At 64.7% G+C, this 21559-nt stretch carries 22 protein-coding genes; 11 read left to right on the top strand and 11 right to left on the bottom strand.

The window, feature by feature from the left end; genetic code table 11:
• Positions 1-54: 54 nt before the first annotated feature.
• The gene (parE, locus tag AC1DVA_RS15800; protein WP_476806485.1) at positions 55-2136 is read right to left on the bottom strand and encodes a DNA topoisomerase IV subunit B; all 2082 of its coding nucleotides are present in this window, start codon (positions 2134-2136) and stop codon (positions 55-57) included.
• Positions 2137-2416: 280 nt separating this feature from the next.
• Between parE and AC1DVA_RS15795 the strand changes: the two genes are divergently transcribed.
• A complete protein-coding gene (locus AC1DVA_RS15795) occupies positions 2417-2611 on the top strand; it encodes a hypothetical protein (protein WP_476806484.1) in 195 nt (64 codons plus the stop codon).
• A 162-nt stretch (positions 2612-2773) separates the two neighbouring features.
• On the top strand, positions 2774-4165 hold the full coding sequence (locus AC1DVA_RS15790; protein WP_476806483.1) for a hypothetical protein: 1392 nt from the start codon (positions 2774-2776) through the stop codon (positions 4163-4165).
• A 9-nt stretch (positions 4166-4174) separates the two neighbouring features.
• Here AC1DVA_RS15790 and AC1DVA_RS15785 read toward each other — a convergent pair whose 3' ends face one another.
• Positions 4175-5278 (bottom strand): glycosyltransferase family 4 protein, encoded by a 1104-nt coding sequence (locus AC1DVA_RS15785; protein ID WP_476806482.1) that lies wholly within the window; start codon positions 5276-5278, stop codon positions 4175-4177.
• A gap of 152 nt (positions 5279-5430) precedes the next feature.
• Here AC1DVA_RS15785 and AC1DVA_RS15780 point away from each other — a divergent pair, with 152 nt between their 5' ends.
• On the top strand, positions 5431-6099 hold the full coding sequence (locus AC1DVA_RS15780) for a hypothetical protein (RefSeq protein ID WP_476806481.1): 669 nt from the start codon (positions 5431-5433) through the stop codon (positions 6097-6099).
• Between the two features lie 127 nt (positions 6100-6226).
• On the opposite strand, the gene glnA is transcribed toward AC1DVA_RS15780, so the two are convergent.
• The gene (gene glnA, locus AC1DVA_RS15775; protein WP_476806480.1) at positions 6227-7636 is read right to left on the bottom strand and encodes a type I glutamate--ammonia ligase; all 1410 of its coding nucleotides are present in this window, start codon (positions 7634-7636) and stop codon (positions 6227-6229) included.
• Positions 7637-7734: 98 nt separating this feature from the next.
• Positions 7735-8073 (bottom strand): P-II family nitrogen regulator, encoded by a 339-nt coding sequence (locus AC1DVA_RS15770; RefSeq protein WP_265053250.1) that lies wholly within the window; start codon positions 8071-8073, stop codon positions 7735-7737.
• A 282-nt stretch (positions 8074-8355) separates the two neighbouring features.
• Between AC1DVA_RS15770 and AC1DVA_RS15765 the strand changes: the two genes are divergently transcribed.
• Positions 8356-9882: an NAD(P)H-hydrate dehydratase gene (locus AC1DVA_RS15765; RefSeq protein WP_476806479.1), complete on the top strand. Its 1527-nt coding sequence runs from the start codon at positions 8356-8358 to the stop codon at positions 9880-9882.
• Between the two features lie 67 nt (positions 9883-9949).
• On the opposite strand, the gene AC1DVA_RS15760 is transcribed toward AC1DVA_RS15765, so the two are convergent.
• Positions 9950-10501 (bottom strand): PRC-barrel domain-containing protein, encoded by a 552-nt coding sequence (locus tag AC1DVA_RS15760; protein ID WP_476806478.1) that lies wholly within the window; start codon positions 10499-10501, stop codon positions 9950-9952.
• Positions 10502-10750: 249 nt separating this feature from the next.
• On the opposite strand from AC1DVA_RS15760, the gene AC1DVA_RS15755 reads away from it, so the two are divergent.
• Positions 10751-10948, top strand: a complete 198-nt coding sequence (locus AC1DVA_RS15755) for a hypothetical protein (protein WP_265053252.1) — start codon at positions 10751-10753, stop codon at positions 10946-10948.
• A gap of 31 nt (positions 10949-10979) precedes the next feature.
• On the opposite strand, the gene AC1DVA_RS15750 is transcribed toward AC1DVA_RS15755, so the two are convergent.
• The gene (locus AC1DVA_RS15750; protein ID WP_265053253.1) at positions 10980-11147 is read right to left on the bottom strand and encodes a hypothetical protein; all 168 of its coding nucleotides are present in this window, start codon (positions 11145-11147) and stop codon (positions 10980-10982) included.
• A gap of 135 nt (positions 11148-11282) precedes the next feature.
• Here AC1DVA_RS15750 and AC1DVA_RS15745 point away from each other — a divergent pair, with 135 nt between their 5' ends.
• The 3 genes from AC1DVA_RS15745 to AC1DVA_RS15735 all read left to right on the top strand — a co-directional run bounded on the left by AC1DVA_RS15745 (position 11283) and on the right by AC1DVA_RS15735 (position 13574).
• Positions 11283-11567: a hypothetical protein gene (locus AC1DVA_RS15745; RefSeq protein WP_476806477.1), complete on the top strand. Its 285-nt coding sequence runs from the start codon at positions 11283-11285 to the stop codon at positions 11565-11567.
• A 1044-nt stretch (positions 11568-12611) separates the two neighbouring features.
• Positions 12612-12962, top strand: a complete 351-nt coding sequence (locus AC1DVA_RS15740; RefSeq protein ID WP_476806476.1) for an AraC family ligand binding domain-containing protein — start codon at positions 12612-12614, stop codon at positions 12960-12962.
• A gap of 318 nt (positions 12963-13280) precedes the next feature.
• Positions 13281-13574 (top strand): GIY-YIG nuclease family protein, encoded by a 294-nt coding sequence (locus AC1DVA_RS15735; protein ID WP_476806475.1) that lies wholly within the window; start codon positions 13281-13283, stop codon positions 13572-13574.
• 202 nt (positions 13575-13776) lie between these two features.
• On the opposite strand, the gene AC1DVA_RS15730 is transcribed toward AC1DVA_RS15735, so the two are convergent.
• From AC1DVA_RS15730 to uvrA, 3 genes are all read right to left on the bottom strand, one after another.
• Positions 13777-14010, bottom strand: coding sequence for an SEC-C metal-binding domain-containing protein (locus AC1DVA_RS15730; protein ID WP_476806474.1), 234 nt, complete (start codon positions 14008-14010; stop codon positions 13777-13779).
• 223 nt (positions 14011-14233) lie between these two features.
• Positions 14234-15544: a hypothetical protein gene (locus AC1DVA_RS15725; RefSeq protein ID WP_476806473.1), complete on the bottom strand. Its 1311-nt coding sequence runs from the start codon at positions 15542-15544 to the stop codon at positions 14234-14236.
• A gap of 188 nt (positions 15545-15732) precedes the next feature.
• Complete coding sequence (gene uvrA / locus AC1DVA_RS15720) at positions 15733-18717, bottom strand: excinuclease ABC subunit UvrA (RefSeq protein ID WP_476806472.1); 2985 nt, start codon at positions 18715-18717, stop codon at positions 15733-15735.
• A 228-nt stretch (positions 18718-18945) separates the two neighbouring features.
• Here uvrA and AC1DVA_RS15715 point away from each other — a divergent pair, with 228 nt between their 5' ends.
• On the top strand, positions 18946-19614 hold the full coding sequence (locus AC1DVA_RS15715) for a GntR family transcriptional regulator (protein ID WP_476806471.1): 669 nt from the start codon (positions 18946-18948) through the stop codon (positions 19612-19614).
• 126 nt (positions 19615-19740) lie between these two features.
• Entirely contained in the window at positions 19741-20307 is a 567-nt protein-coding gene (locus AC1DVA_RS15710) for a biotin transporter BioY (RefSeq protein ID WP_476806470.1), read from the top strand.
• 100 nt (positions 20308-20407) lie between these two features.
• Here AC1DVA_RS15710 and AC1DVA_RS15705 read toward each other — a convergent pair whose 3' ends face one another.
• Positions 20408-20710 (bottom strand): putative quinol monooxygenase, encoded by a 303-nt coding sequence (locus AC1DVA_RS15705; RefSeq protein ID WP_476806469.1) that lies wholly within the window; start codon positions 20708-20710, stop codon positions 20408-20410.
• Positions 20711-20821: 111 nt separating this feature from the next.
• Here AC1DVA_RS15705 and AC1DVA_RS15700 point away from each other — a divergent pair, with 111 nt between their 5' ends.
• The gene (locus AC1DVA_RS15700; protein WP_476806468.1) at positions 20822-20974 is read left to right on the top strand and encodes a hypothetical protein; all 153 of its coding nucleotides are present in this window, start codon (positions 20822-20824) and stop codon (positions 20972-20974) included.
• Between the two features lie 205 nt (positions 20975-21179).
• Here the strand turns inward: AC1DVA_RS15700 and AC1DVA_RS15695 are convergent.
• A partial coding sequence (locus AC1DVA_RS15695; RefSeq protein ID WP_476806467.1) for a hypothetical protein occupies positions 21180-21559 on the bottom strand: 380 nt, incomplete at its 5' end.

The following is a 21559-nucleotide window of genomic DNA, read 5'->3' as shown; positions in this document are numbered from 1 at the left end:
CCGGCAGCCCGGCGGGCATGAGGTCCAGCCCCTCAGGATTGCGGGGCTCGACCCTCACAGATCGATCAGTTCGCCGGCGAAGGCGGCGCGCTCCTGGATGAAGGTGAAACGCGCCTCCGGCTTGTTGCCCATCAGTCGTTCCACGGTATCGGAGGTCTCCTCCTTCGCCTCATGGTCCACCATGACCTTGAGCAGGATCCGCTTGCTCGGGTCCATGGTGGTTTCCTTGAGCTGGGCCGGCATCATTTCGCCGAGGCCCTTGAAGCGCGAGATTTCCGGCTTCCTGCCCTTGAAGACGGTCTCGATCAGCTCGTCCTTATGGGCGTCGTTGCGGGCATAGACGCTCTTGCCGCCGTACTGCAGCCGGTAGAGCGGCGGCACGGCGAGGTAGAGGTGGCCCTTCTCGATCAGCCGCGGCATCTGGCGCCAGAAGAAGGTGACGAGCAGCGAGGCGATATGCGCGCCGTCGACATCGGCGTCGGTCATCACGATGACCTTCTCGTAGCGGAGATCGTCCTCGCGGAACTGCGTGCCGATGCCGCAGCCCAGCGCCAGGATCAGGTCGGCGAGCTGCTGGTTGGCGTTGAGCTTTTCGCGCGTCGCATTGGCGACGTTCAGGATCTTGCCGCGCAAGGGCAGGATCGCCTGGTTGGCGCGGTTGCGCGCCTGCTTGGCCGAGCCGCCGGCCGAATCGCCCTCGACGATGAAGAGTTCGGAGCCGGCCGCGCCCGCATTGGAGCAGTCCGCGAGCTTGCCGGGCAGGCGCAGCTTGCGCGTCGCGGTCTTGCGCGAGACCTCTTTTTCAAGGCGCCGGCGCTGGCGCTCCTCGGCACGGTCGACCGACCAGTCGAGCAGGCGCAGCGCCTGCTGCGGCGCAGCGGCGAGCCAGTGGTCGAAGGCGTCGCGGATCGCATTCTCGACGATGCGATGCGCTTCCTGCGTCGCGAGCTTGTCCTTGGTCTGGCCCTGGAATTCCGGCTCGCGGATGAAGACCGAGAGCATGGCGGCGCAGGTCGCCATCACGTCGTCGGATGTGACCTGCGCCATGCGCTTCGACTGGCCGATGCGCTCGGCATGGTCGCGCAGGCCGCGCAGCAGGGCGATGCGCAGGCCCTGCTCATGCGTGCCGCCTTCGGGCGTCGGAATGGTGTTGCAGTAGGAGGAGGAGAAGCCGTCCTCGCCGGTCGCGAGCCAGGCGACAGCCCATTCGAGCGAGCCGTGGCTGCCTTCCTTGGTGATCTTGCCGGAGAAGATCGGCTCGGCGACGAGGTCCTTGCCCTCGATCTCGCGGCCGAGATAGTCGCGCAGGCCGCCGGGGAAGCGGAACACGGCCTCCGCCGCGACATCGCCTTCCGGTTTCAGCAGCGACGGCGCACAGGTCCACCGGATCTCGACGCCGCCGAAGAGATAGGCTTTCGAGCGCGCCATGCGGAACAGGCGGGCAGGGGAGAAATGCGCACCCTCGCCGAAAATCTGCGCATCGGGATGAAAGCGCACTTTGGTGCCGCGCCGGTTGGCGACGGGGCCGACCGTCTGCAACGGTCCCTGCGGCAGGCCGCGCGAGAAGATCTGGCGATAGAGCGTCTTGCCGCGCGCGACCTCGACTTCCAGCCGGTCCGAGAGCGCATTGACCACGGAGACGCCGACGCCGTGCAGGCCGCCAGAGGTCTCATAAGCCTTGGAGTCGAACTTTCCGCCGGCATGCAGCGTCGTCATGATGACTTCGAGCGCGGACTTGCCGGGGAATTTCGGGTGAGGATCGACCGGGATGCCACGGCCGTTGTCGTTCACGGCGAGCGAGCCGTCCTCGAACAGTTCGACCTCGATGAAGCTGGCATGGCCCGCGACGGCCTCGTCCATCGCGTTGTCGATCACCTCGGCGAAGAGATGATGCAGGGCGCGCTCGTCGGTCCCGCCGATATACATGCCGGGCCGGCGCCGCACCGGCTCCAGCCCTTCCAGCACCTCGATCGCGGACGCGTCGTAGCCGGCCTCGGACAGCGTGCCGTTGCGCGGCGCATTGCCCGCATTGGCCGGAGCGCGGGGCACAGGAGCCGGTGAACGCGCTTCCGGCGCGGGGTCGGCCGCGCGGGGCCGCTCCGGTTCCGAGCCGAAAAGATCGCCGTTATCCGCCATCACTGCCAAACGCTTCCTGATTCGCGACTTTAAATTGTAGCGCATCGCCGCGCGGAAAGCCCGGCCAAGCTGCTTATAGACAGCTCCCCATCACATCGAAACTCTCTCGCCGGCGGCTATGCACCGGCCGTCATACCGCTGTGACGATCCAGGCTTAAGACCAATGCGGAACCGGGCGCGTTCAGCCTGCGTTAACCACGGCCGCAGAGGATGCAAGCTGCGGTCAGGGCTTATGCGGATAGTCGCATTGCGCTATGATCGGCCTAAGGGGGACAAGACCGTGGCTTCGCGTCAATCAGTGCCGGTTACGGGTATCGCGGGTCTGCAGCGCGCGGCGCGCCTTGCAGGCGAATCCTTCGGGCATGAGGATGTCGTCAGCGCCTCGTTGAACGCCGAGAATGCCTCGTCTCGCTGGCTGTGGTGGATCGCGGCGATCGCCGCCTCGGCCGGGCTGGCGGCCCTGCATTTCTACTGAGCCGGTCGCTCCGACAACACGGAAATATCAACCTTTCTGCCCTAGGCCTGTGGCCGGAGGGCAATTCGATGTGCTGCGCCATCGCTGGAGATTTCAAGCCGGCCGATAGCGGCGCGCGGCTGCGTGCTGCGCCTGGCATGGCCTGAGCGGAGCATCGCGCCGGTGGGCCAGATCGCTGCTCTCGGAGCCTATGTCTATCAGGCCGTGCTGGCGCTCGGGCTGCTGCTCCTTGTCTCGCGCATCCTGGCGCCGCAGCAGTTCACCCATTATTCGCTCTTCATCACGATCAGCCAGTTCGCCAGCATCACCGTCTTCGAATGGATTCGGTTCTCCTGCAGCCGGTTCTATCCCGGCGCAGACGAGACGGCCCAGCGCTCGGTCATCCTGTACGCTTTCGCCGTCTGTGCCGCGCTGTGCCTGCTGGTGGGAGGAGGCGTTCTCGCGTCGGGCGCGGCGTCGGCAGGCATCGCCATCGGCGGAGTCTTCTTTGCGGTGTTCCAGGGCGGCACGGAGCTGCATCTGACGATGCTGCGCTTCCGGCAGAATTTTCGGCTGTTCTCGATCCTGCAGGCTGCTCGGGCGTCGCTCGTGGCGATCGGGACGCTCGGCGGCGCCATGCTTGCCCCGACGCTTTCAGGCGCGGTAGCAGGCATGCTGGCTGGAAGCCTCGTCTATATCGTGCTGGCGCGGCTTGCCGGTGGCCCGCTGGCGCACGGGTTCCACCGCCCGCAGCGCCATCTGTTGAAGAAGTACCTGGCCTATGGCGGCGTTTCGGCCGGAGCATCCGTGGCCAGCCTTCTGGCGCCACTCGGGCTCAAGACGCTGCTGACGGCCGTGATCGGCAGCCAGGGGGCGGCCGGCGCGCTGCTGGCGCTCGACCTCCTGCAGCGACCCTTCATCCTGGTCGTCTCGGCGCTACATGCGATCCGCTATCCCGAACTGGTCGCTAGCTATGACCGCGAGCCGGATTCGCCGGCGTTCCGGACGCGCCTCGGCCGCTACTACGGGCAACTGGCGAACAGCTCGCTCGTGACGGCGGCCTTGATTTTGTGCCTGTTGGCGCCGGCCGCGGCCTGGCTGGTCAAGGCCGAGCTGCGCGAATCCTTCCTGCTCGCCGCCCCGGCCGTGACGATTCTCGCGCTGTTGCGCGCCTGGGTCCAGAACCTGCTGCCGACGCCTGCCCATCTGACGCAGCGGCTGAAGCCGATCATAGGACTTGCCGTCATCGACGCCATCCTTCTCAACCTGAGCTCGCTCGCCGGCTGGAGCCTGTCCGGCGGCTCGCTGAGCGGGTTGCTTTACAGCGGTGCCGCCGGGGCGGCGGTGGCGGTCATCCTGGGGACGCCGCTGTTCCTGTCGATGCCGTTCCGCTGGCCCAGACTGACACTGGCCAGCGCGCTCGCGGCACTCGCCATCGCCGGGCTCGCCAATGCCGGCACGCCGCAGACCTCGTTGCCGGTGTCGCTGGCTGTCTTCCTGCTGTGCATCCCGCCGGCGACGGCAACCGTCGCGTCGCTGCTCCGGCGCCAGGATGCGGCGTCCGAGATTTCGTGAAGAGCGCGGTCAGCGCCGTGGCGCAGCCATGTCCGACAGGGTCGACAGGAGGGTCTCGGCACTCTTGTTCCAGGAAAAGCGCGCGAGATTGGCACGGCCTTTCTCGACCAGCCCGGCCGCATCGCCATCGGCACCCATGATCCGGCGCATCGCGCTTTCCAGGTCGGCACGATCGCGGGGATCGAAATAGAGCGCCGCGTCTCCGCAGGCTTCGCGAACGGCAGGAATATCCGCAGCCAATACCGGGCAGCCCTGCGTCATCGCTTCGAGCGGCGGAATGCCGAAGCCTTCATAGAGGCTCGGAAAGACGAAGGCGCGGGCGCGGCGTTCGAGCGCGACGATCTCCGGATCGGTCAGGCGCCCGGTGAAGATGAGGTTGTCGGCGATCGCCGGGGTATCGGCCTTGAACACCCCGCTTCGGTCGAGCGCCCCTGCGATGACGAGTTTCCAGCCGGTGTCGCCGAGTGCGTCGAAGGCGCGGATGGCGAAATCGACATTCTTGTTGGGCTTCAAGGTTCCCAGCATGAAGAAGAATTTCGCGCCTTCCAGGCCCAGGCGTTGCAGCACGGTTTCGTCCGGGACGATCCCGGAGAAATGATCGGTAGCGTTGTAGAGGACCGGGATCGTCTCAGGCGCGACGCCGAAGACCGCGCCGAGCTCGCCACGGGAGAAGCGGGAGACGGTCGCGACGCGCGCCGTGCGCGTCAGCCCGAAGCCGAGGAGCTTGTGCGTGGCGCGATAGGAGGTGCTGAATGCCTCCGCGTGGCGGAAGATGGTGACGTCGTGGATCACGACGATCTGCCTGCGATGCAGCAGCGGCCCGCTGCCGCCGAAGCCGACGAGGATGTCTCCCGCAGCCCGGCGTGCGAGCGCGGTTTGCTCCCAGAGATGGCCGGAGAACGGGCCGAAGCGTTCCAGGGCGATATGCCGGAATTCATGGGTCTCGGGGGCATCCCGCGGAGCGAGGAGGCGCCAGCGCGCAGCCTTGAGCGATTCCGGAACCGCGCCTGCGCCGATCCGCCGGTCAAGCGCCCTGGTCAATTCCAGCGCAAAGCGCTGCACGCCGGTCAGCGGCTGGCCGAGAAAACGCCCATTGATCGAGATGGTCTGCAAGTCTTGCGCGCCGCCGTCCGGAAACTGTCTCCTGAACCTGCCGGATCACGCGTGAAGGTGACGTTACCTCGGCCTGGGAATGACAGCGGTCAAGCAAAAAGGCCGGGGGTTGCGTCGTAGGAATATATACCCATTATGTTCTTTGTTCGTTCTTGTCTTCTCTTGCTAACGATGAGGCGAGCAAATCCTCGGCGGTCCGCGTCAATGGGGGCTCGCGGGTTCTCATTCAGGGCAACTCCTGCTGGAACATCCGCGAGGCCTGCCTCTACTACGAAGCCCCGGGCGCGGGACGGAACGGAACGGGCGCGACCATCGTGAACAACCGGGTCGACACGGCCGGCGACGGCATCAACATCGCCAATTCCGGCTATTTCAACGATGGCGTCGCCCGCCGCTCGATCGTGGCCGGCAACCAGATCAGCAACCTGACCGTCGCCGCGATTCCGGGTTCAGGTGGGGTTGGAAACTACAACACCACCGCCATCGGCATCACCGTGGAGCAGGATTCCGCGGTGAACGGGAACATCATCGAAGGCGCGGCCGGCGGCATCAAGCTGGGCGCGGCGCAGGGCGCGCGCGATCTCGCCTGCGACGGAAACCTGGTCCGCGATTGCGGCGTCGGCATCGCGTTCTCGTCGAGCGCCCAGACCGGAAAGATCGTCGTGAGCAACAACATCATTTCGGGGGCGGGCGCCAATGCGATCGTCTCGGCGTCGACGGTCGGGCTCGTCCCGCCGCTGACGAGCTACAATGCCAATCTCGCTTCCCAGACGGCGGGGAGCTCCGGGCAAATCCTCATCGTCGACAACCGCGCATCCTGACGAGGCAGGTGGGGGGCGCACAAAAAAGCCGGGGCGCATAAGCGCCCCGGCATCCTGGGCCGGTGCGGCTGAGCCGCATCCGGCGAGGTTTGCCCGGTGGGCGCCAGGAGGCGCCCACCGAGATCCCTCAGTAGGAGTAGTACATCGCGAACTCGACCGGGTGCGGCGTCATCTCGAAACGCGCCACATCCTGCATCTTGAGCTCGATATAGCTCTCGATGAAGTCGTCGTTGAAGACGCCGCCGGCCTTGAGGTAGGCGTTGTCCTTCTTGAGCGACTCCAGCGCCTCGCGCAGCGAGCCGCAGACGGTCGGGATCTTCTTCAGTTCGCGCGGCGGCAGGTCGTAGAGATCCTTGTCCATCGCCGGGCCCGGATCGATCTTGTTCACGATGCCGTCGAGGCCGGCCATCAGCATGGCGGCGAAGGCGAGATAGGGGTTCGCCATCGGATCGGGGAAGCGGACCTCGACGCGCTTGGCCTTCGGCGAGGTCGTCCACGGAATACGGCAGGAGGCCGAGCGGTTGCGCGCCGAATAGGCGAGCAGCACCGGAGCCTCATAGCCCGGGACGAGACGCTTGTAGGAGTTGGTCGAGGGGTTCGTGAAGGCGTTCAGCGACTTGGCGTGCTTGATGATGCCGCCGATGTACCAGAGGCACTCCTGCGACAGGTCGGCGTACTTGTTGCCGGCGAAGACCGGCTTGCCGTTCTTCCAGATCGACTGATGGACATGCATGCCCGAGCCGTTGTCGCCATAGATCGGCTTCGGCATGAAGGTCGCGGTCTTGCCGTAGCTCTGGGCCACGTTGTGGATCGCGTACTTGTAGATCTGCATCAGGTCGGCAGTGTGCGTCAGCGTGTCGAACTTCATGCCGAGCTCGTGCTGGGCAGAAGCGACCTCGTGATGGTGCTTCTCGACGACCACGCCCATGGACTGCATCGCAGCCAGCATCTCGCCGCGCATGTCCTGCGCCGAATCCTGCGGCGGGACGGGGAAGTAGCCGCCCTTGGTGGCGACGCGGTGGCCGAGATTACCGCCCTCGTAATCGGCATAGCCGTTGATCGGCAGCTCGACGTTATCGAGCTTGAAGCCGGTGTGGTACGGGTCGGCAGCGATCTTGACGTCGTCGAAGACGAAGAACTCGGCCTCGGGACCGACATAGACCGTGTCGCCGATGCCGGTCGACTTCAGATAGGCCTCGGCCTTCTTCGCGATGCCGCGGGGATCGCGGCCATAGGGCTCGCCGGTGGCCGGCTCGAGCACGTCGCAGTTGATGACCATGGTGGCGGCCGAGAAGAACGGGTCCATCGTCGCGGTCGTCGGATCCGGCATCAGCAGCATGTCGGACTCGTTGATGGCCTTCCAGCCGGYGATCGATGAGCCGTCGAACATCGTGCCCTCGGCGAAGATGTCCTCGTCGATCATGCCGACATCGAAGGTCACATGCTGCCACTTGCCGCGCGGGTCGGTGAAGCGGAAGTCGACATATTTGACGTCGTTGTCCTTGATCGCCTTGAGGACATCCTTGGCGCTCTTCATTTCAGCATTCCTCTTGCCAATAGTTTCTCAAACTCGTGGGCCGTCGCCGGCTCCAATCCAGCCGCGGCCTTTGATTCCGAATGATGGGGAGAGAGTCCTCAGATCGCGTCTGCGCCGGTCTCGCCGGTGCGGATGCGGATCGCCCCCTCGATGGTCGATACAAAAATCTTGCCATCGCCGATCCGGCCCGTCTGGGCGGCCTTGACGATCGCCTCGATGGCGCGGTCCACCATGTCGTCAGCCAGTACGATCTCGATCTTCACCTTCGGCAGGAAATCGACCACGTACTCGGCCCCGCGATAGAGCTCGGTATGCCCCTTCTGGCGGCCGAAGCCCTTGGCTTCGAGGACCGTGATACCCTGAAGCCCCACCTCCTGAAGCGCCTCCTTCACCTCGTCCAGCTTGAAGGGCTTGATGATCGCTTCGATCTTCTTCATGCGCCGATCGACCTCCACTGCGCTTCGAGGACCCGGCTCGCGCCGGAATGGAACCACAACGACCCGCCGTCTCGGGCAGATGGGCCCTCGGCTTCGGACGGTTGCGACCGTTCTTCTGCTCATAGCATCGGCGCGAACGCCCCGCCATGCGGCAGGGGCGGTCGGACAGCCTGCCTATGAGGCAAAAAACAGCACAAAAAATGATCATATGCTTATTTCTAGATCAATCAGCCAGGCGAGCCTTCTCTTGAAGTGCCTGGTGACGCAATCCAATGTTGGCATATGACCACCGCCGAAACCGACGCGATGAAGCCATCGGAACTCGTCCTGCTTTCGACGGAGCAGATGCGCCGCGCGGACGGCATCGCGATCGCTGCTGGAACCGCGGGAATAGTCCTGATGGAACGGGCCGGACGTGCGGTCGCGGAGGCGGTGCTGCGCCGCGTCGGGGAGGGCGCGTCCATCGCGGTCGCCTGCGGGCCGGGCAATAACGGCGGCGACGGTTTTGTCGCTGCCCGCCTGCTGCAGGAACAGGGGCTGAAGGTCCATGTGGCGCTGCTCGGCGCGTCAGAGGTTCTCCGAGGCGATGCTGCGATCGCCTTCTCCCGTTGGAACGGGCCGGCTCTGCCGCTGGCTTCGCTTGGAGATGCGAAACCCGATCTCTTTGTCGATGCGCTGTTCGGCGCCGGGTTGAGGCGCCCGCTTTCAGGCGAGGCTGCGGGGGCCGTGGCCATCATGAACGCTTCCGGCCGGCCGGTGATCGCGGTGGACATTCCCAGCGGTTTGTCAGGCGATACCGGGCAAGCCGAAGGCCCCGCCGTACAGGCGACGGAGACCGTCACCTTCTTTCGGTTGAAGCCAGGTCATCTGCTGCTGCCGGGCCGCTCGCTTTGCGGCGAAACCATCGTCGCCGATATCGGAATTCCAGCCCAAGAGGCGCTGCGGGAGATCGCACCGACCGCCTTTCGCAACGAACCTGCGCTTTGGCTGGGAGCTTGGCCGCATCACGGCCTCGATACGCACAAATTCCGCCGCGGAGCCGTCGCGGTTGCCGCGGGCGGCATCGCCAGTGTCGGTGCGCCGCGGTTGAGCGCGCGGGCCGCCCTGCGCATCGGCGCCGGGCTCGCGACTATCCTCTGTGCACCCGAAGCTCTGGCAGCGCATGCGTCGCGCGGCCCCGATGCCCTGATGCAGCGGCCGATTGCGGATGGTGAGGGCTTTTCCGAGTTCCTTCGCGATCGGCGGGTTTCGGCCGTGTTGGCCGGCCCGGCGCTGGGATTGGACGAGCGGGCTTCAGGCCTCGTCCGTGCCGCCCTCGCCAGCGACAAGCCGGTCGTGGTCGACGCCGATGCGTTGACCTTGCTCGCGACCTCTCTGCGAGGAGAGGCCCTCACTCCACGACGCGACGCCCCTCGCGTCCTCACCCCGCACGAAGGCGAATTCCAGCGCCTGTTCGGCAACGAGCCTACGATTGCGGCGGAGGGTTCGAAGTTGGAGCGCGCCCGAAGGGCGGCGGCCCTGTGCGGAGCCATCGTCGTCTACAAGGGGGCGGATACCGTCATCGCCGCGCCGGACGGGCGGGCTGCGATCAATGCCACCGGCTCGGCGGCGTTGGCGACGGCGGGCTCCGGCGATGTCCTGGCGGGGCTGATCGCCGGCCTGCTGGCGCAGGGGATGAGCGCTTTCGAGGCGGCCTGCGCGGCCGTCTGGCTGCACGGCCGAGCCGGGGAGGCGCTCGGGTTCGGACTGATCGCGGATGATCTCCCGGAGGCGATCCCGCCGCTGATGCGCGGCCTGCCTTTCGGCTGAACTTTCCAGACGGCAAGAAGCCCGCCCTCGCGGGCGGGCTCCAGTGCGTCCTAGGAACAGCTCGGGCTTAGCTGCCCGAATACGTCACGGCGGGCGCCGAATGGAGCTGGTCCTTGGTCAGCGTGATCTTGCCGTGATCCGGATACATCGCCGGTGCCCTAGGCGCCGCGGCGACCGGAGGCGTGGCGGGCATCGTCGCGCTGCCGCCGGCGGTGCCGCCGCTACCCGAAGCGGCCGGAGCCGGAGCCGGCGCGGGCGGCGTGATCGGCTGGTCGCTCCAGCTGACCTGTTCGAACGGGATCGCGACATCCTTCGCGCCGATGCCGAGGAAGCCGCCGACGCCGACGGTCACCATCTCGATCTTGCCCATCTTGTCGACGATCACCTCGGTGACGTCGCCGACCTTCTTGTCGTCGGGGCCGTAGATATCGACGCCGATCAGCTTGCTCGTGCGCCACTTGCCCTGGCCGGCGAGATTGGTCGGCGCCGGCGTGGCCTTCTCGGCCGAGGTCGAGGCGCTCGGCGCCGAGGAGGGCGGAGACGGCGAAGTCGTCTGGGCGATGGCTGTAGCCGTGAGCAGGCCCGCGGCGACGGAAGCTAACACCATACGTTTGATCATTTGCTGTCCTCCTGAATGTTTCCGCAGCGATGCGGGTTGTCCTAACAACAAACGAGAGGCAAATTTGTTCAGACCGTAATGTATCGAAGCTCAGAGGATGTGTTCCGACAAAGATAACCTGTCCGAAGACATCCGATTCGCTTCGGTTCTGAAAGAATTTGCTCGCGGAACGAGGCCGTGCTCGTATGCCGCACTGGGAAAACGCCGCAGGCGCGGCGCTGTTCCCTGGAAATGACGATGGAGGCTTCGATGTCGCTGGCTACAGTTGCGGTTGCGCTCGGCGACGAGACGCTGGCGGCGCTCGATCGCTATATCGAGAAGCAGGCTCCCGGCCGCTCGAGGGCCGATCTCGTCGCGGAGATCGTGACGAAATGGGCGGCGCGGCAGGCCGGGCCGCCGGATGAGGGGATGCGCCCCGAGGAGCTCAACGCCAGCAACGATTCATAAGGCGCCGCCCGGCTGAGACGGCCCGCGCGCCTCAGTCCTCGGCGTCGTCGCGGCGCAGCTCGAAGGCGAGCATGGCTTCGGCCAGCGCATGCAGCTCCTTCTCCTTGTCGGAACTCTCCGGCAACCTGTTCAGCTCGGCCACGCGCTGCTGCGCGCGGTCGTAATCCTCGTCGGTATGGATGGCGATGGGCAGCTTCACGTCGGGTCTCCTGTGCTCGGCCGGGTCGCCATGCCGCCGCGTCCGATCGGCGCGCGCCGGTTCGGACGCCCCCTTAAGCGTTCGGCAAGGGCCTGCCGGCCATCATAGGGCTCCAACCCCGAACGGGAAGAGGCGATGAACAGGATGTTCCTCCTGGCGCTGCTGGCCGGCGCCGCCGTGCCGGCCGCGTCGCAGCCGGCCGCAGCCTTCTGGCAGCGCTCGCAGGTTTCCCGCTGTAACGACGCCACCACCGAGTCCGAGCGCCAGAAGCTGCGCTGCTGGGAGCTCAACGCCTATGCCGATCCCGGCTGGCCGGCGCTCGGTGTCGGCTTGGGCGCAGGCGGCGGCGCCTATTATCTCGGCCCTCCCGCCCCCCATGGCCGCGTGCAGAAGGGCGGCGTGACGCGCCGCCTCGGCTGAGCGCAAGGCGCGCCATCACGGCAAGCATGTGTCCGCACGCGGCGAAGGCTGGCTTCGCCGCGTCGATACGGGGCTGGCGGAGCGCCGCGAGGCGCGTTGGTCGAGTGATCCGCGTCCACTGCCAGGATGCGGCGCGGATGGATTGAGCCACCATCCGCACGCCCCGTGGCGCTCCGCCTTCGGCGATTTCAGTCTCCGGGCCGCGCTTCTACGGTCTCCGGTTCCGGCTCCACGCGCCTCGACGCCAGTTCGGCACGGACCGCGAGGCGGCCCGTTTTGTCTCGTGCATCGGATGGTTCCGAAACAGGGAGCCCCCGGTTTCGGCCCGATGCCGGCCTTGTCGCGTCTCCGCTTGCGGAGCCTTCCCCTTCGATCCTCCCAGCGAGCTCCTCGCGCAGGGATCGTAATGTCCCCAGAGCGGTGCCCCGAAGCCTCCCGGGAGCGGGGCGTGACCCCCGCCCGCAGGCGCCGACCCTCACCCAACCTCCAGCACACCTCCGGACGGCCGCCCCGCTTGGGTGATGGGCGAGGGCAGGTTAGGGCGGGCGATAAGGGGCGGGGATAAGGGCGGCGCGCTATCCCCGCGCTACGCGGTCATGGTTGAGCTTGCGCCCTCTGTCATTCCGGGGCTCGCGAAGCGAGAATCCGGAACCCCCGACCAGACGCCAACCCGAGCCACGTTTCCGGGCGTTCCTCTCGCCGGAGCGGCGGGGAGCGCTCACCCGGCCGTGGGTTCCGGGTTCGGCCCTTGGCCGCCCCGGAATGACCGAAGGCGAGGGAGCCGCGACGCCTCTTTCCTTCGCCCACCCATTTCGGGCCTTCCCGAGATGCTCAGCCTGGGATGTTGAGGTCGGCAACAGCCGACTTCCAGGGGGAGAAGGCGGCGCGGAGCGCCGGATGAAGGCCTGCCGCTGCAGTCGAGGGCAAGGCGGCGCCGTTGCGCTCGGGCGATCAGCGGCGGCCCCGCACCCTGCCGGAGCCCTGCACGGGGAACCTCAGCGCCGAAAGCCCGTAGTTCTCGACGGAGATGAGATGGAGAGGATGATGAAGCTGCGCAAACTTGCGATCACCGACGCGACGCTGGAACGCTCGCCCGGCCAGGACGGCGATATCTATGTCGGCAACCTCGTCGACGAGCGGCATGGCGGGCCGGTCACCATCGGCTATGGGCGCTGGGGCGCCGGATCGAGCCTGACCGAGACGATGGCGGTCGACGACATCATGATCGTGCTGAAAGGCCGGCTCTCCGTCACGACGGAGGACGGAACGGTGACCGCCGGCCCCGGCGAGATCGTCTACATGCCCAAGGGCGAGACGGTGACGATCCGCGCCGATGAGGAGGACGTCGTGACCGCCTATGTCACCTATCCGCATTGGCGCGAGGCGCAGGGCTAGGCGAGGGAACAGCGACGCTCTTTCCTTCTCCCGGAGGGGAGAAGGTGGCCCGGAGGGCCGGATGAGGGTGTGCTGCTGTAGCGGGAGTGACCCCCGCCCGCAGGCGCCGACGCTCATCTAGCCTCCAGCATACCTCCGGACGGCCGCCCCGTTTGGGTGATGGGTGAGGGCAGGTTACGGCGGGTGAGGAGGGGTGAGGATAAGTTTGCTGGCTACATCCGCGCCATCATGACCGCCCACTACCGTCATGGTCGCCCTTGTGGCGACCATGACGGTAGAGCCCTTGCTGCCTCGTCCGCGCAATCGCATCCTGCTCGCATGAAGCAGAAGGGCGGCTGGGTCTACATCATGACGAACCGGCCCAACGGCACGCTTTATATCGGCGTGACGAGCGATCTCGGCCGGCGCGTTCACGAACATCGCGAGGGCCTGATCGCCGGCTTCACTAAGGCATATGGGTTGAAATGCCTCGTCTGGTACGAATGGCACGACGAGATCGAGGCCGCGATCCAGCGCGAAACCTCGATGAAGCGCTGGTACCGCGCCTACAAGACCCGCACGATCATGGCCCACAATCCCGACTGGAACGATCTTTACGAGGAACTGGTCTGATCGGCTGAGGTTCTAGCCGTTATGCCCGGCTGCCGCCGTCATGGTCGCCCTTGTGGCGACCATCCACGCCTTTGCGCGGGATCGACGAGGCGAGCGCTTCGCCACTCGCCGCCCCCGCCACCAGCGTCGCAAGACGTGGATGCTCGGGACAAGCCCGAGCATGACGGCGCGGCAAGGGAGCCGCATCACTCCCTGAAAGTAGTCATCCCGATCGGAGCCGTCGAAACGGCCGCTCGGCATGCAGCACTTCTTGAAATCTGCGCCCGGAGCCGCAGACGCAGAGATCGTTGCGGCCGAGCTTTTCATGCAGTTCGACATCGCCATGGACGATGCGGACGCCGCGCTTCACGCTGGTTTCGGACGGGTAGGACTTCCGACGCTTGCTCGTGACCTCAAAGGACGGCTGGTCGGTGAAGTCGTGCTTGTTCTTGGTCATGGCACCCTCCATCGGTTCTGTGGGGGCGCTCTCCTAACCCATAGAAGGCGCTTCCGCCAAGGCGGAAGGTGAGGGAACCGCGCCACCTCTTTCCTTCTCCAAATGGAAGAAGGTGGCGCAGAGCATGCTATCCGCGTGCAGGCCCTAACTCCCGCCCAACCACTGGCATACCTCCATGCGGCCGCGGTGTTCGAGTGATGAGTGTCGACTAATGTCAATGCCGTTAGGATTTAAGGCAGATTACCACATAATCAGCTAATGTAGCCCAGATCATCTTCAGATGAGCAGGAGATACATTGAAATTGGGGGAGTGCACGTAGCGGTTAAGAGTATCGATAGAGAGAATCGCATCTCCTTGCTGCAATTTATTGATTGCGCCGAGATATTTTTTATCGATCTTACTATGTGCATGTAGCTCGGCGGCCACCTTGGCGACCTTGTTGGCTAATTTGTCGTTAGCATGGATTCCAGCTGGATTTAATCGGATAATGTAGTTGTCCGTGGATAATTCTAGCAAAACTCGCAAAAATACAGAGATTGCGTTCGGGTGAACACCCAATTCCAACTTGAACTGGAGTTCCTCCCAAATCTCTCGATGGCGGTGCAAGTGCGCTGGCCAGACGATGCCGTAGTCGACGTGAGGAATAAGGTGAGGCCACACGATCGGCCTCGGTGGTCTTGGATTAGGCTTAGAGACAGAGTCTATCGGGTCAGAACTCGCCGCTGGCAGTGTGGTCTTTGATTTAGGAGTAATTTTTGGCAGCGCGCCCTCGTTGTCGAGTCGATCAATGTATTCTATTTTTGATTCGGTATCCCACACATCATCCAGCGTAATAATGCGGGTTGCCATGTCCGTTGCTACTCGTTGAAGTGCGCGTAGTGTATCTGCCTCATCTCGAATAAATTCGAGCTTGCCTTTGCGCACAGAGATGCCGAGGCGATTACGTAACGACTCTGCGGACAACAATCGATTGAGATTGGAGCGCGGAATCTTGCGCGAAGGCGCCATTTTGGCCGCCCGCAAACGTTTCTCAATTTCGTCAGCAACATTCAGCCCCGCACTCTTCCCCGTGCGGATGACGAAATTGTTCTTCATCCGGTCGGTCCACGTGCTTTGGCCGATACCGCCKTGAACACCTGTGTGGCGCCGATAAAGAATATCGTCGACGCGATCACGATCCGATTCGACGCGACATTCGATCTTGTCTGGGAATTTACCGATCCATTGCTGACGAAGTTCAGCAAAAAATTGTTGCAATTCAATCGTGGGAGCTCGTCGAGGAGAGGCAAGCAACTTCAGGCAGGTGGTTCGACGATTTCCATCAGCAACAATAAATACGTCGTCGCTCGGATACACGAGCGGTGGTTCAAAAACTTCACCTTTAGCAACAAGATCTTTTGCAAGAGCCCGCATATGCGTCTCCTGCGTAGCAAACAATTGAGCGATAGCTGCGGTTTCGTTCTCCAGCTCTACATGCCTGTCGTTCGCTGGATTAACGATCAGCGACTCTAGCGGCAACTGCCGATAAGCCATTATGCTGCTTCTCCGCCCCCGAGAAACGCATGATAGCGTTCGCTATACAGGTTGCAAATGCGCGGGCCCAAGAGAACTGCACTATCCAAACGTCTCAAGCGTCATGAGTTCGCGTGTCGCCGCAATTCGAGTAATGCGAACGCGCTTCAGGACTGCTTGCTAAATTGGATTGGCAGTACAGACTGCGTCTACTCCGCCGCCTGCCGCTGCACCTTGCCCTTCTTGATCGGCCGCCGGTCGAGCACTTCCTTCAAAAACCGCGCGGTGTGGCCCTTGCCGATGCGCACGATGTCCTCCGGCGTGCCTTCGGCCACCACCTTGCCGCCGCCGTCGCCGCCTTCGGGGCCCATGTCGATCACCCAGTCGGCGGTTTTCACCACCTCGAGGTTGTGCTCGATCACCACCACCGAATTGCCCTGGTCGACCAGCTCGTGCAGCACCTCCATGAGCTTGGCGACGTCGTGGAAATGCAGGCCGGTGGTCGGCTCGTCGAGGATGTAGAGCGTGCGGCCGGTGGCGCGCTTCGACAGTTCCTTGGAGAGCTTGACGCGCTGCGCCTCGCCGCCCGAGAGCGTCGTCGCCTGCTGGCCGACCTTGACATAGTCCAGCCCGACGCGCGCCAGCGTCTCCATCTTGTCGCGGATCGAGGGCACCGCCTTGAACAGGCCCTTGGCCTCCTCGACCGACATGTCGAGCACGTCGGCGATCGACTTGTCGCGGTACTTCACTTCGAGGGTTTCGCGGTCGTAGCGCTTGCCCTTGCAGACGTCGCAGGTGACGTAGACATCCGGCAGGAAGTGCATCTCGATCTTGATGACGCCGTCGCCCTGGCAGGCCTCGCAGCGGCCGCCCTTGACGTTGAAGGAGAAGCGCCCGGCCTGGTAGCCGCGCGCCTTCGCCTCCGGCAGGCCGGCGAACCATTCGCGGATCGGCGTGAAGGCGCCGGTATAGGTCGCCGGGTTCGAGCGCGGCGTGCGGCCGATCGGCGACTGGTCGATGTCGATGACCTTGTCGAGATGCTCCATGCCCTCGATGCGGTCATGCGGGGCAGGGTGCTCGATCGAGCCGTTCAGCTTGCGCGCCACCGCCTTGTAGAGCGTGTCGATGACCAGCGTCGACTTGCCGCCGCCGGAGACGCCGGTGATGCAGGTGAACATCCCCAGGGGGATCTCGACTTCGACATTCTTCAGGTTGTTGCCGCGCGCGCCGACGATCTTGAGGCTGCGGCCCTTCTGCGCCTTGCGGCGCGCCTTCGGCACCGCGACCGACATCTCGCCGGTGAGATATTTGCCTGTGAGCGAATTGGGATCGTCGAGGATGTCCTGCGGCGTGCCCTTGGCGACGATCTCGCCGCCATGGATGCCGGCGCCGGGGCCGACATCGACGACATAATCCGCCGTCAGGATCGCGTCCTCGTCATGCTCGACCACGATCACCGTGTTGCCGAGGTCCCTTAGCCGGCGCAGCGTGCCGAGCAGGCGCTCGTTGTCGCGCTGGTGCAGGCCGATCGAGGGCTCGTCCAGCACATAGAGCACGCCGGTCAGGCCCGAGCCGATCTGGCTTGCCAAGCGGATGCGCTGGCTCTCGCCGCCGGACAGCGTGCCGGAGGCGCGGGCCAGCGTCAGATATTCCAGCCCGACATCGAGCAGGAAGGTCAGCCGGTCGCGGATTTCCTTGAGGATGCGCGGGGCGATCTCGTTCTGCTTCCTGGAGAGGCGCGCGGGCAGGGCGGTGACCCAGTCCAGCGCGTCCTTGACCGAGAGCTTCGAGACCTCGCCGATATGGCGCATGTCGATCTTCACCGCCAGCGCCTCGGGCTTGAGGCGATAGCCGTCGCAGGCGGCGCAGGGCGTCTCGGACATGAAGCGGCCGATCTCCTCGCGCGCCCAGTCCGACTCCGTCTCCTTCCAGCGCCGCTCCATATTGGTGATGACGCCCTCGAAGGGCTTCTTCACCTCGTAGCTGCGCAGGCCGTCATTATAGGCCATGCGCACGGGCTCGGTGCCAGTGCCGAACAGGATCGCCTTCTGCGCGCTCTCCGGCAGCTCGGACCAGGGCTTGGTCATGGAGAAGCCGAAATGCCGGGCGAGCGCCTCAAGCGTTTGGCCGTAATAGGGCGAGGTCGACTTGGCCCAGGGCGCGATCGCGCCCTTCTTCAGCGTCAGCGAATGATCGGGGACGATCATGTCCGGATCGATCCGCATCTCGTGGCCGAGGCCGTCGCAGACCGGGCAGGCGCCAAACGGGTTGTTGAACGAGAACAGCCGGGGCTCGATCTCGGGAATGGTGAAGCCGGAAACCGGGCAGGCGAACTTGGACGAGAAGGTGACGCGGCGGGCCTCGCCATTCTCCTGCTTCTCGTCGGCATATTCGAAGACGGCGATGCCGTCGGTGAGCTCCAGCGCCTGCTCCAGCGAGTCGGCGAGGCGCGCGCCAAGATCGGGCCGGATCACGATGCGGTCCACGACCACGTCGATGTCGTGCTTGAACTTCTTGTCCAGCGCCGGAGCGTCCGGGATCTCGTAGAACTCGCCATTGACCTTGACGCGTTGGAAGCCGCGCTTCAGCCAATCCGCCATCTCCTTGCGGAACTCGCCCTTGCGGCCGCGCACCACGGGCGCGAGCAGGTAGCCGCGCGTCTTCTCCGGCAGCTCGACCAGCCGGTCGACCATCTGCTGCACGGTCTGGCTCTCGATCGGCAGGCCGGTCGCGGGCGAATAGGGCACGCCGGTGCGCGCCCAGAGCAGGCGCATATAATCGTGGATCTCGGTAACGGTGCCGACGGTCGAGCGCGGGTTCTTCGAGGTCGTCTTCTGCTCGATCGAGATCGCCGGCGAGAGCCCGTCGATCTGGTCGACATCGGGCTTCTGCATCATCTCGAGGAACTGGCGGGCATAGGCCGAGAGGCTCTCGACATAGCGGCGCTGGCCCTCGGCATAGATCGTATCGAAGGCGAGCGAGGACTTGCCCGAGCCCGAAAGCCCGGTGAACACCACGAGCTTGTCGCGCGGGATGGCGAGGTCGACGTTCTTGAGATTGTGCTCGCGCGCGCCGCGCACGCTGATGACGCGGCTGTTCGGATCGGCCGCTCGGTTGCGGTCGAACATGTCCTCAAGCGCGGCAGCTTGCTGGGCAGCCGTTTGGGCGGCGGCGATATCGGTCTTGCGGGCCATCGGGGCGTCCGTATCGGAGAAGGCCTAGAGATAGGGCATATGCCGGGCCATACCAGCCTCGCGACAGTCTGCCCGGCATGAATAGCATGCAGCCGCGCCGGCTGCTGCCGTCGTCCTGACAGAAAACGTCAGCAGCGACGAATTGTTCGGGAGCGATTTTCGCGCCGCGATCGATCGACCTGCGCTCAGCCAGTCGACTCTGGGCGCCGGCCAATTTATCTATAAATCATGACGAAGCCTGCTGAAGACACCATCGCCGTCCGCATCGCCCGAACCCTTGCCGAGCGGATCATCGCCGGAGAGATCGAGCCGGGCGCCCGCCTGCGCCAGGATCATGTAGCCGAGGAATTCCAGACCAGCCATGTGCCGGTGCGCGAAGCCTTCCGCCGCCTGGAGGCGCAGGGCCTCGCCATCAGCGAACCGCGTCGCGGCGTCCGCGTCGCCTCCTTCGATCTGTCGGAGGTGAGGGAGGTGGCCGAGATGCGCGCCGCGCTCGAGGTACTCGCGCTGCGCCATGCCGCGCCGCATCTCACGGCCGCTATCCTCGACAAGGCCGAGCAGGCCCGACGCGATTGCGATGCCGCGACCGATGTCCGCGCCTGGGAGGAGGCGAATCGCCGCTTCCACCGCACCATCGTCGCGCCCTGTGGCATGAAGCGGCTGCTCGCGACGATCGACGACCTTCATGCCGCCAGCGCCCGTTTCCTGTTCTCGGCCTGGCGTTCCGAATGGGAAACGCCAACCGATCACGACCATCGCGCCATCCTGACGGCGCTGCGCAATGGCGACATCGAAACCGCGCTCGTGACGCTCGCCCGGCATGCCCAATGGATTGGCGAGCGACGGGTCCGGACGGCGTCGGGCGCAACGCGCGGCGCCTTCGCCATCGTCGGGTGATGGCTTGGCACGGCTGGTCCACGCGGGCGAGGAGGAGGGTGGCKTGCCTTTTGAGCGGAGATATGGACTCCATCATAGATCAAAGATCAAAATTATAGATAATTTGATCCCGCCGAAGGAGTGACCATGACCGATATTGCCCTCAGCCGTCCCTTCAGCCCGCTGCGGCTGGAAAGCCGTTCGCTTGCCTGGCAGGCCGGTGCCGTGATCATCGGCAGCCTGCTGCTGGCGCTGTCCTCGCAGATCAAGGTGCCGATGTACCCGGTGCCGATGACCATGCAGACCTTCGCGGTGACGCTGATCGGCGCGCTCTATGGCTGGCGCCTCGGCGCGGTCACGGTGATCGCCTGGCTGGCGCAGGGCGCCATGGGCTTGCCCGTCTTCGCCGGCGCGGTAGGTGGCGCAGCCTATTTCGCGGGCCCGACCGGCGGCTATCTGCTGGCCTTCCCCTTCGCCGCAGCCTTGACCGGCTGGCTGGCACAGCGCGGCTGGAACGGCAGCCGTGTCGGCTTCGCCTTTGCGTCGATGCTGGCCGGCAATGCGCTCTGCCTGGTGATCGGCGTGGCCTGGCTGAGCCTGCTGATCGGCGTGTCCAAGGCGATCGCCGTCGGCGCTCTGCCCTTCCTCCTCGGAGCGATCCTGAAGTCGGCGCTGGCCGCGGCGACGCTCAAGGCCTTCGCACGCCGCGGCTGACGCTGCGAACAATCCTCGGATTGCGACCCGGCGGGCCTCTCCTGCCGGGYTTCTTCCATCTAGGTCGTTTGCCGAGCCGACCTCCCGATGCGGAGGACTGCTATGGTGCCGCAGAATAGGGGTAGCCCTCGATACGCATCGGAGGTTCAGCCAAGACGCCGATGATCTCATCCCGAAGGACGTCACCAAGCGGGCCGTTTTCGTATGCGTCTTTCGCCGCCACTGATCGAAAGACCTCGATGTTCCACAGAACATCGGGGTCTTGCTTCTCGCGGAAGATGATGAACCTGTCGGAAGCACCGGACCTCGCCATGCCGGCGGTGGCAAGTTCAAACAGCTTGTCACCCATTCCGGGCTTGGCTCTCATTTTGATGAGGTAGGCGGGTTGATCCGATAGAGCCATATCGTTCCTCTACAGTTCACAACGCAGATGCGCATATTGACCTAGGATAGGTTCAGTGTCCGCAACGGGTCGGGAGCGGACCGCACCGAGAGGCACCTCAGGAAGGCGCACATGGAAGACAAGCTGGCCTACTCGTTCTTTACCGCCGTCCTCGCATCGCCGCTTCTCATCGCTGCTTTCAGCGCGAACTTGTTAGTACGAGGCGTTGGCATTGTGGGGACCGCCGCCGTTACGCTTTGGATCGCGGCAATCCTCTTCTTATAGCAGCGCGCCCGTCCGGCGAAGAATATGCAGGCGGCCTTGGCGATAATGGCCCGCAACGGGTGGAAGCAGGCGCCTGACCCCCATCCATCTCAAGGCAATGGGTTTCACGGCAGCATTACGCCCGCCACCGCGAAACCACGACGCGGCAGATCAAATGCCAAGTAGCGGCGCGGTTGCCGCTTTAGCAGTGCCCCCCGTCATTTCATCAGGAGATCGGCTGTCCGAGCAGATAGAGATACGGCGCAAACAGCACTTTGAGATAAGGGATGTTGCGGCCGCCCATTGTGCTCGCGACATCGCCCCAGCGCGCAAGGCCGAAGGCGCAGCCGATCCAAATGATCGCTGAGAACTGCCAGAGCTCGAGCATGCGCCCGGTGCCCAGCGAGAGACCTAGCCGATTGAAGCAGGCGGCTAACAGGAGCAGAGGCGGCGCGAAATTCGCGACGATACCGATTGCCCCGAAGACGAGTATAGGGAAGACCACCATCGACGACACAAACGTCACGAACGGAATTGCAAGAATGACCGAAAACACGGTCGCTCCGATCAACTGGCGGTGCGTCAGGACCATATCGGCTCCAGCAG

Source organism: Allobosea sp. P4_C6, from assembly GCF_056402015.1.
The sequence above is the reverse complement of the archived record's forward strand: the minus strand, read 5'-3'. Positions and strand labels throughout refer to the sequence as shown.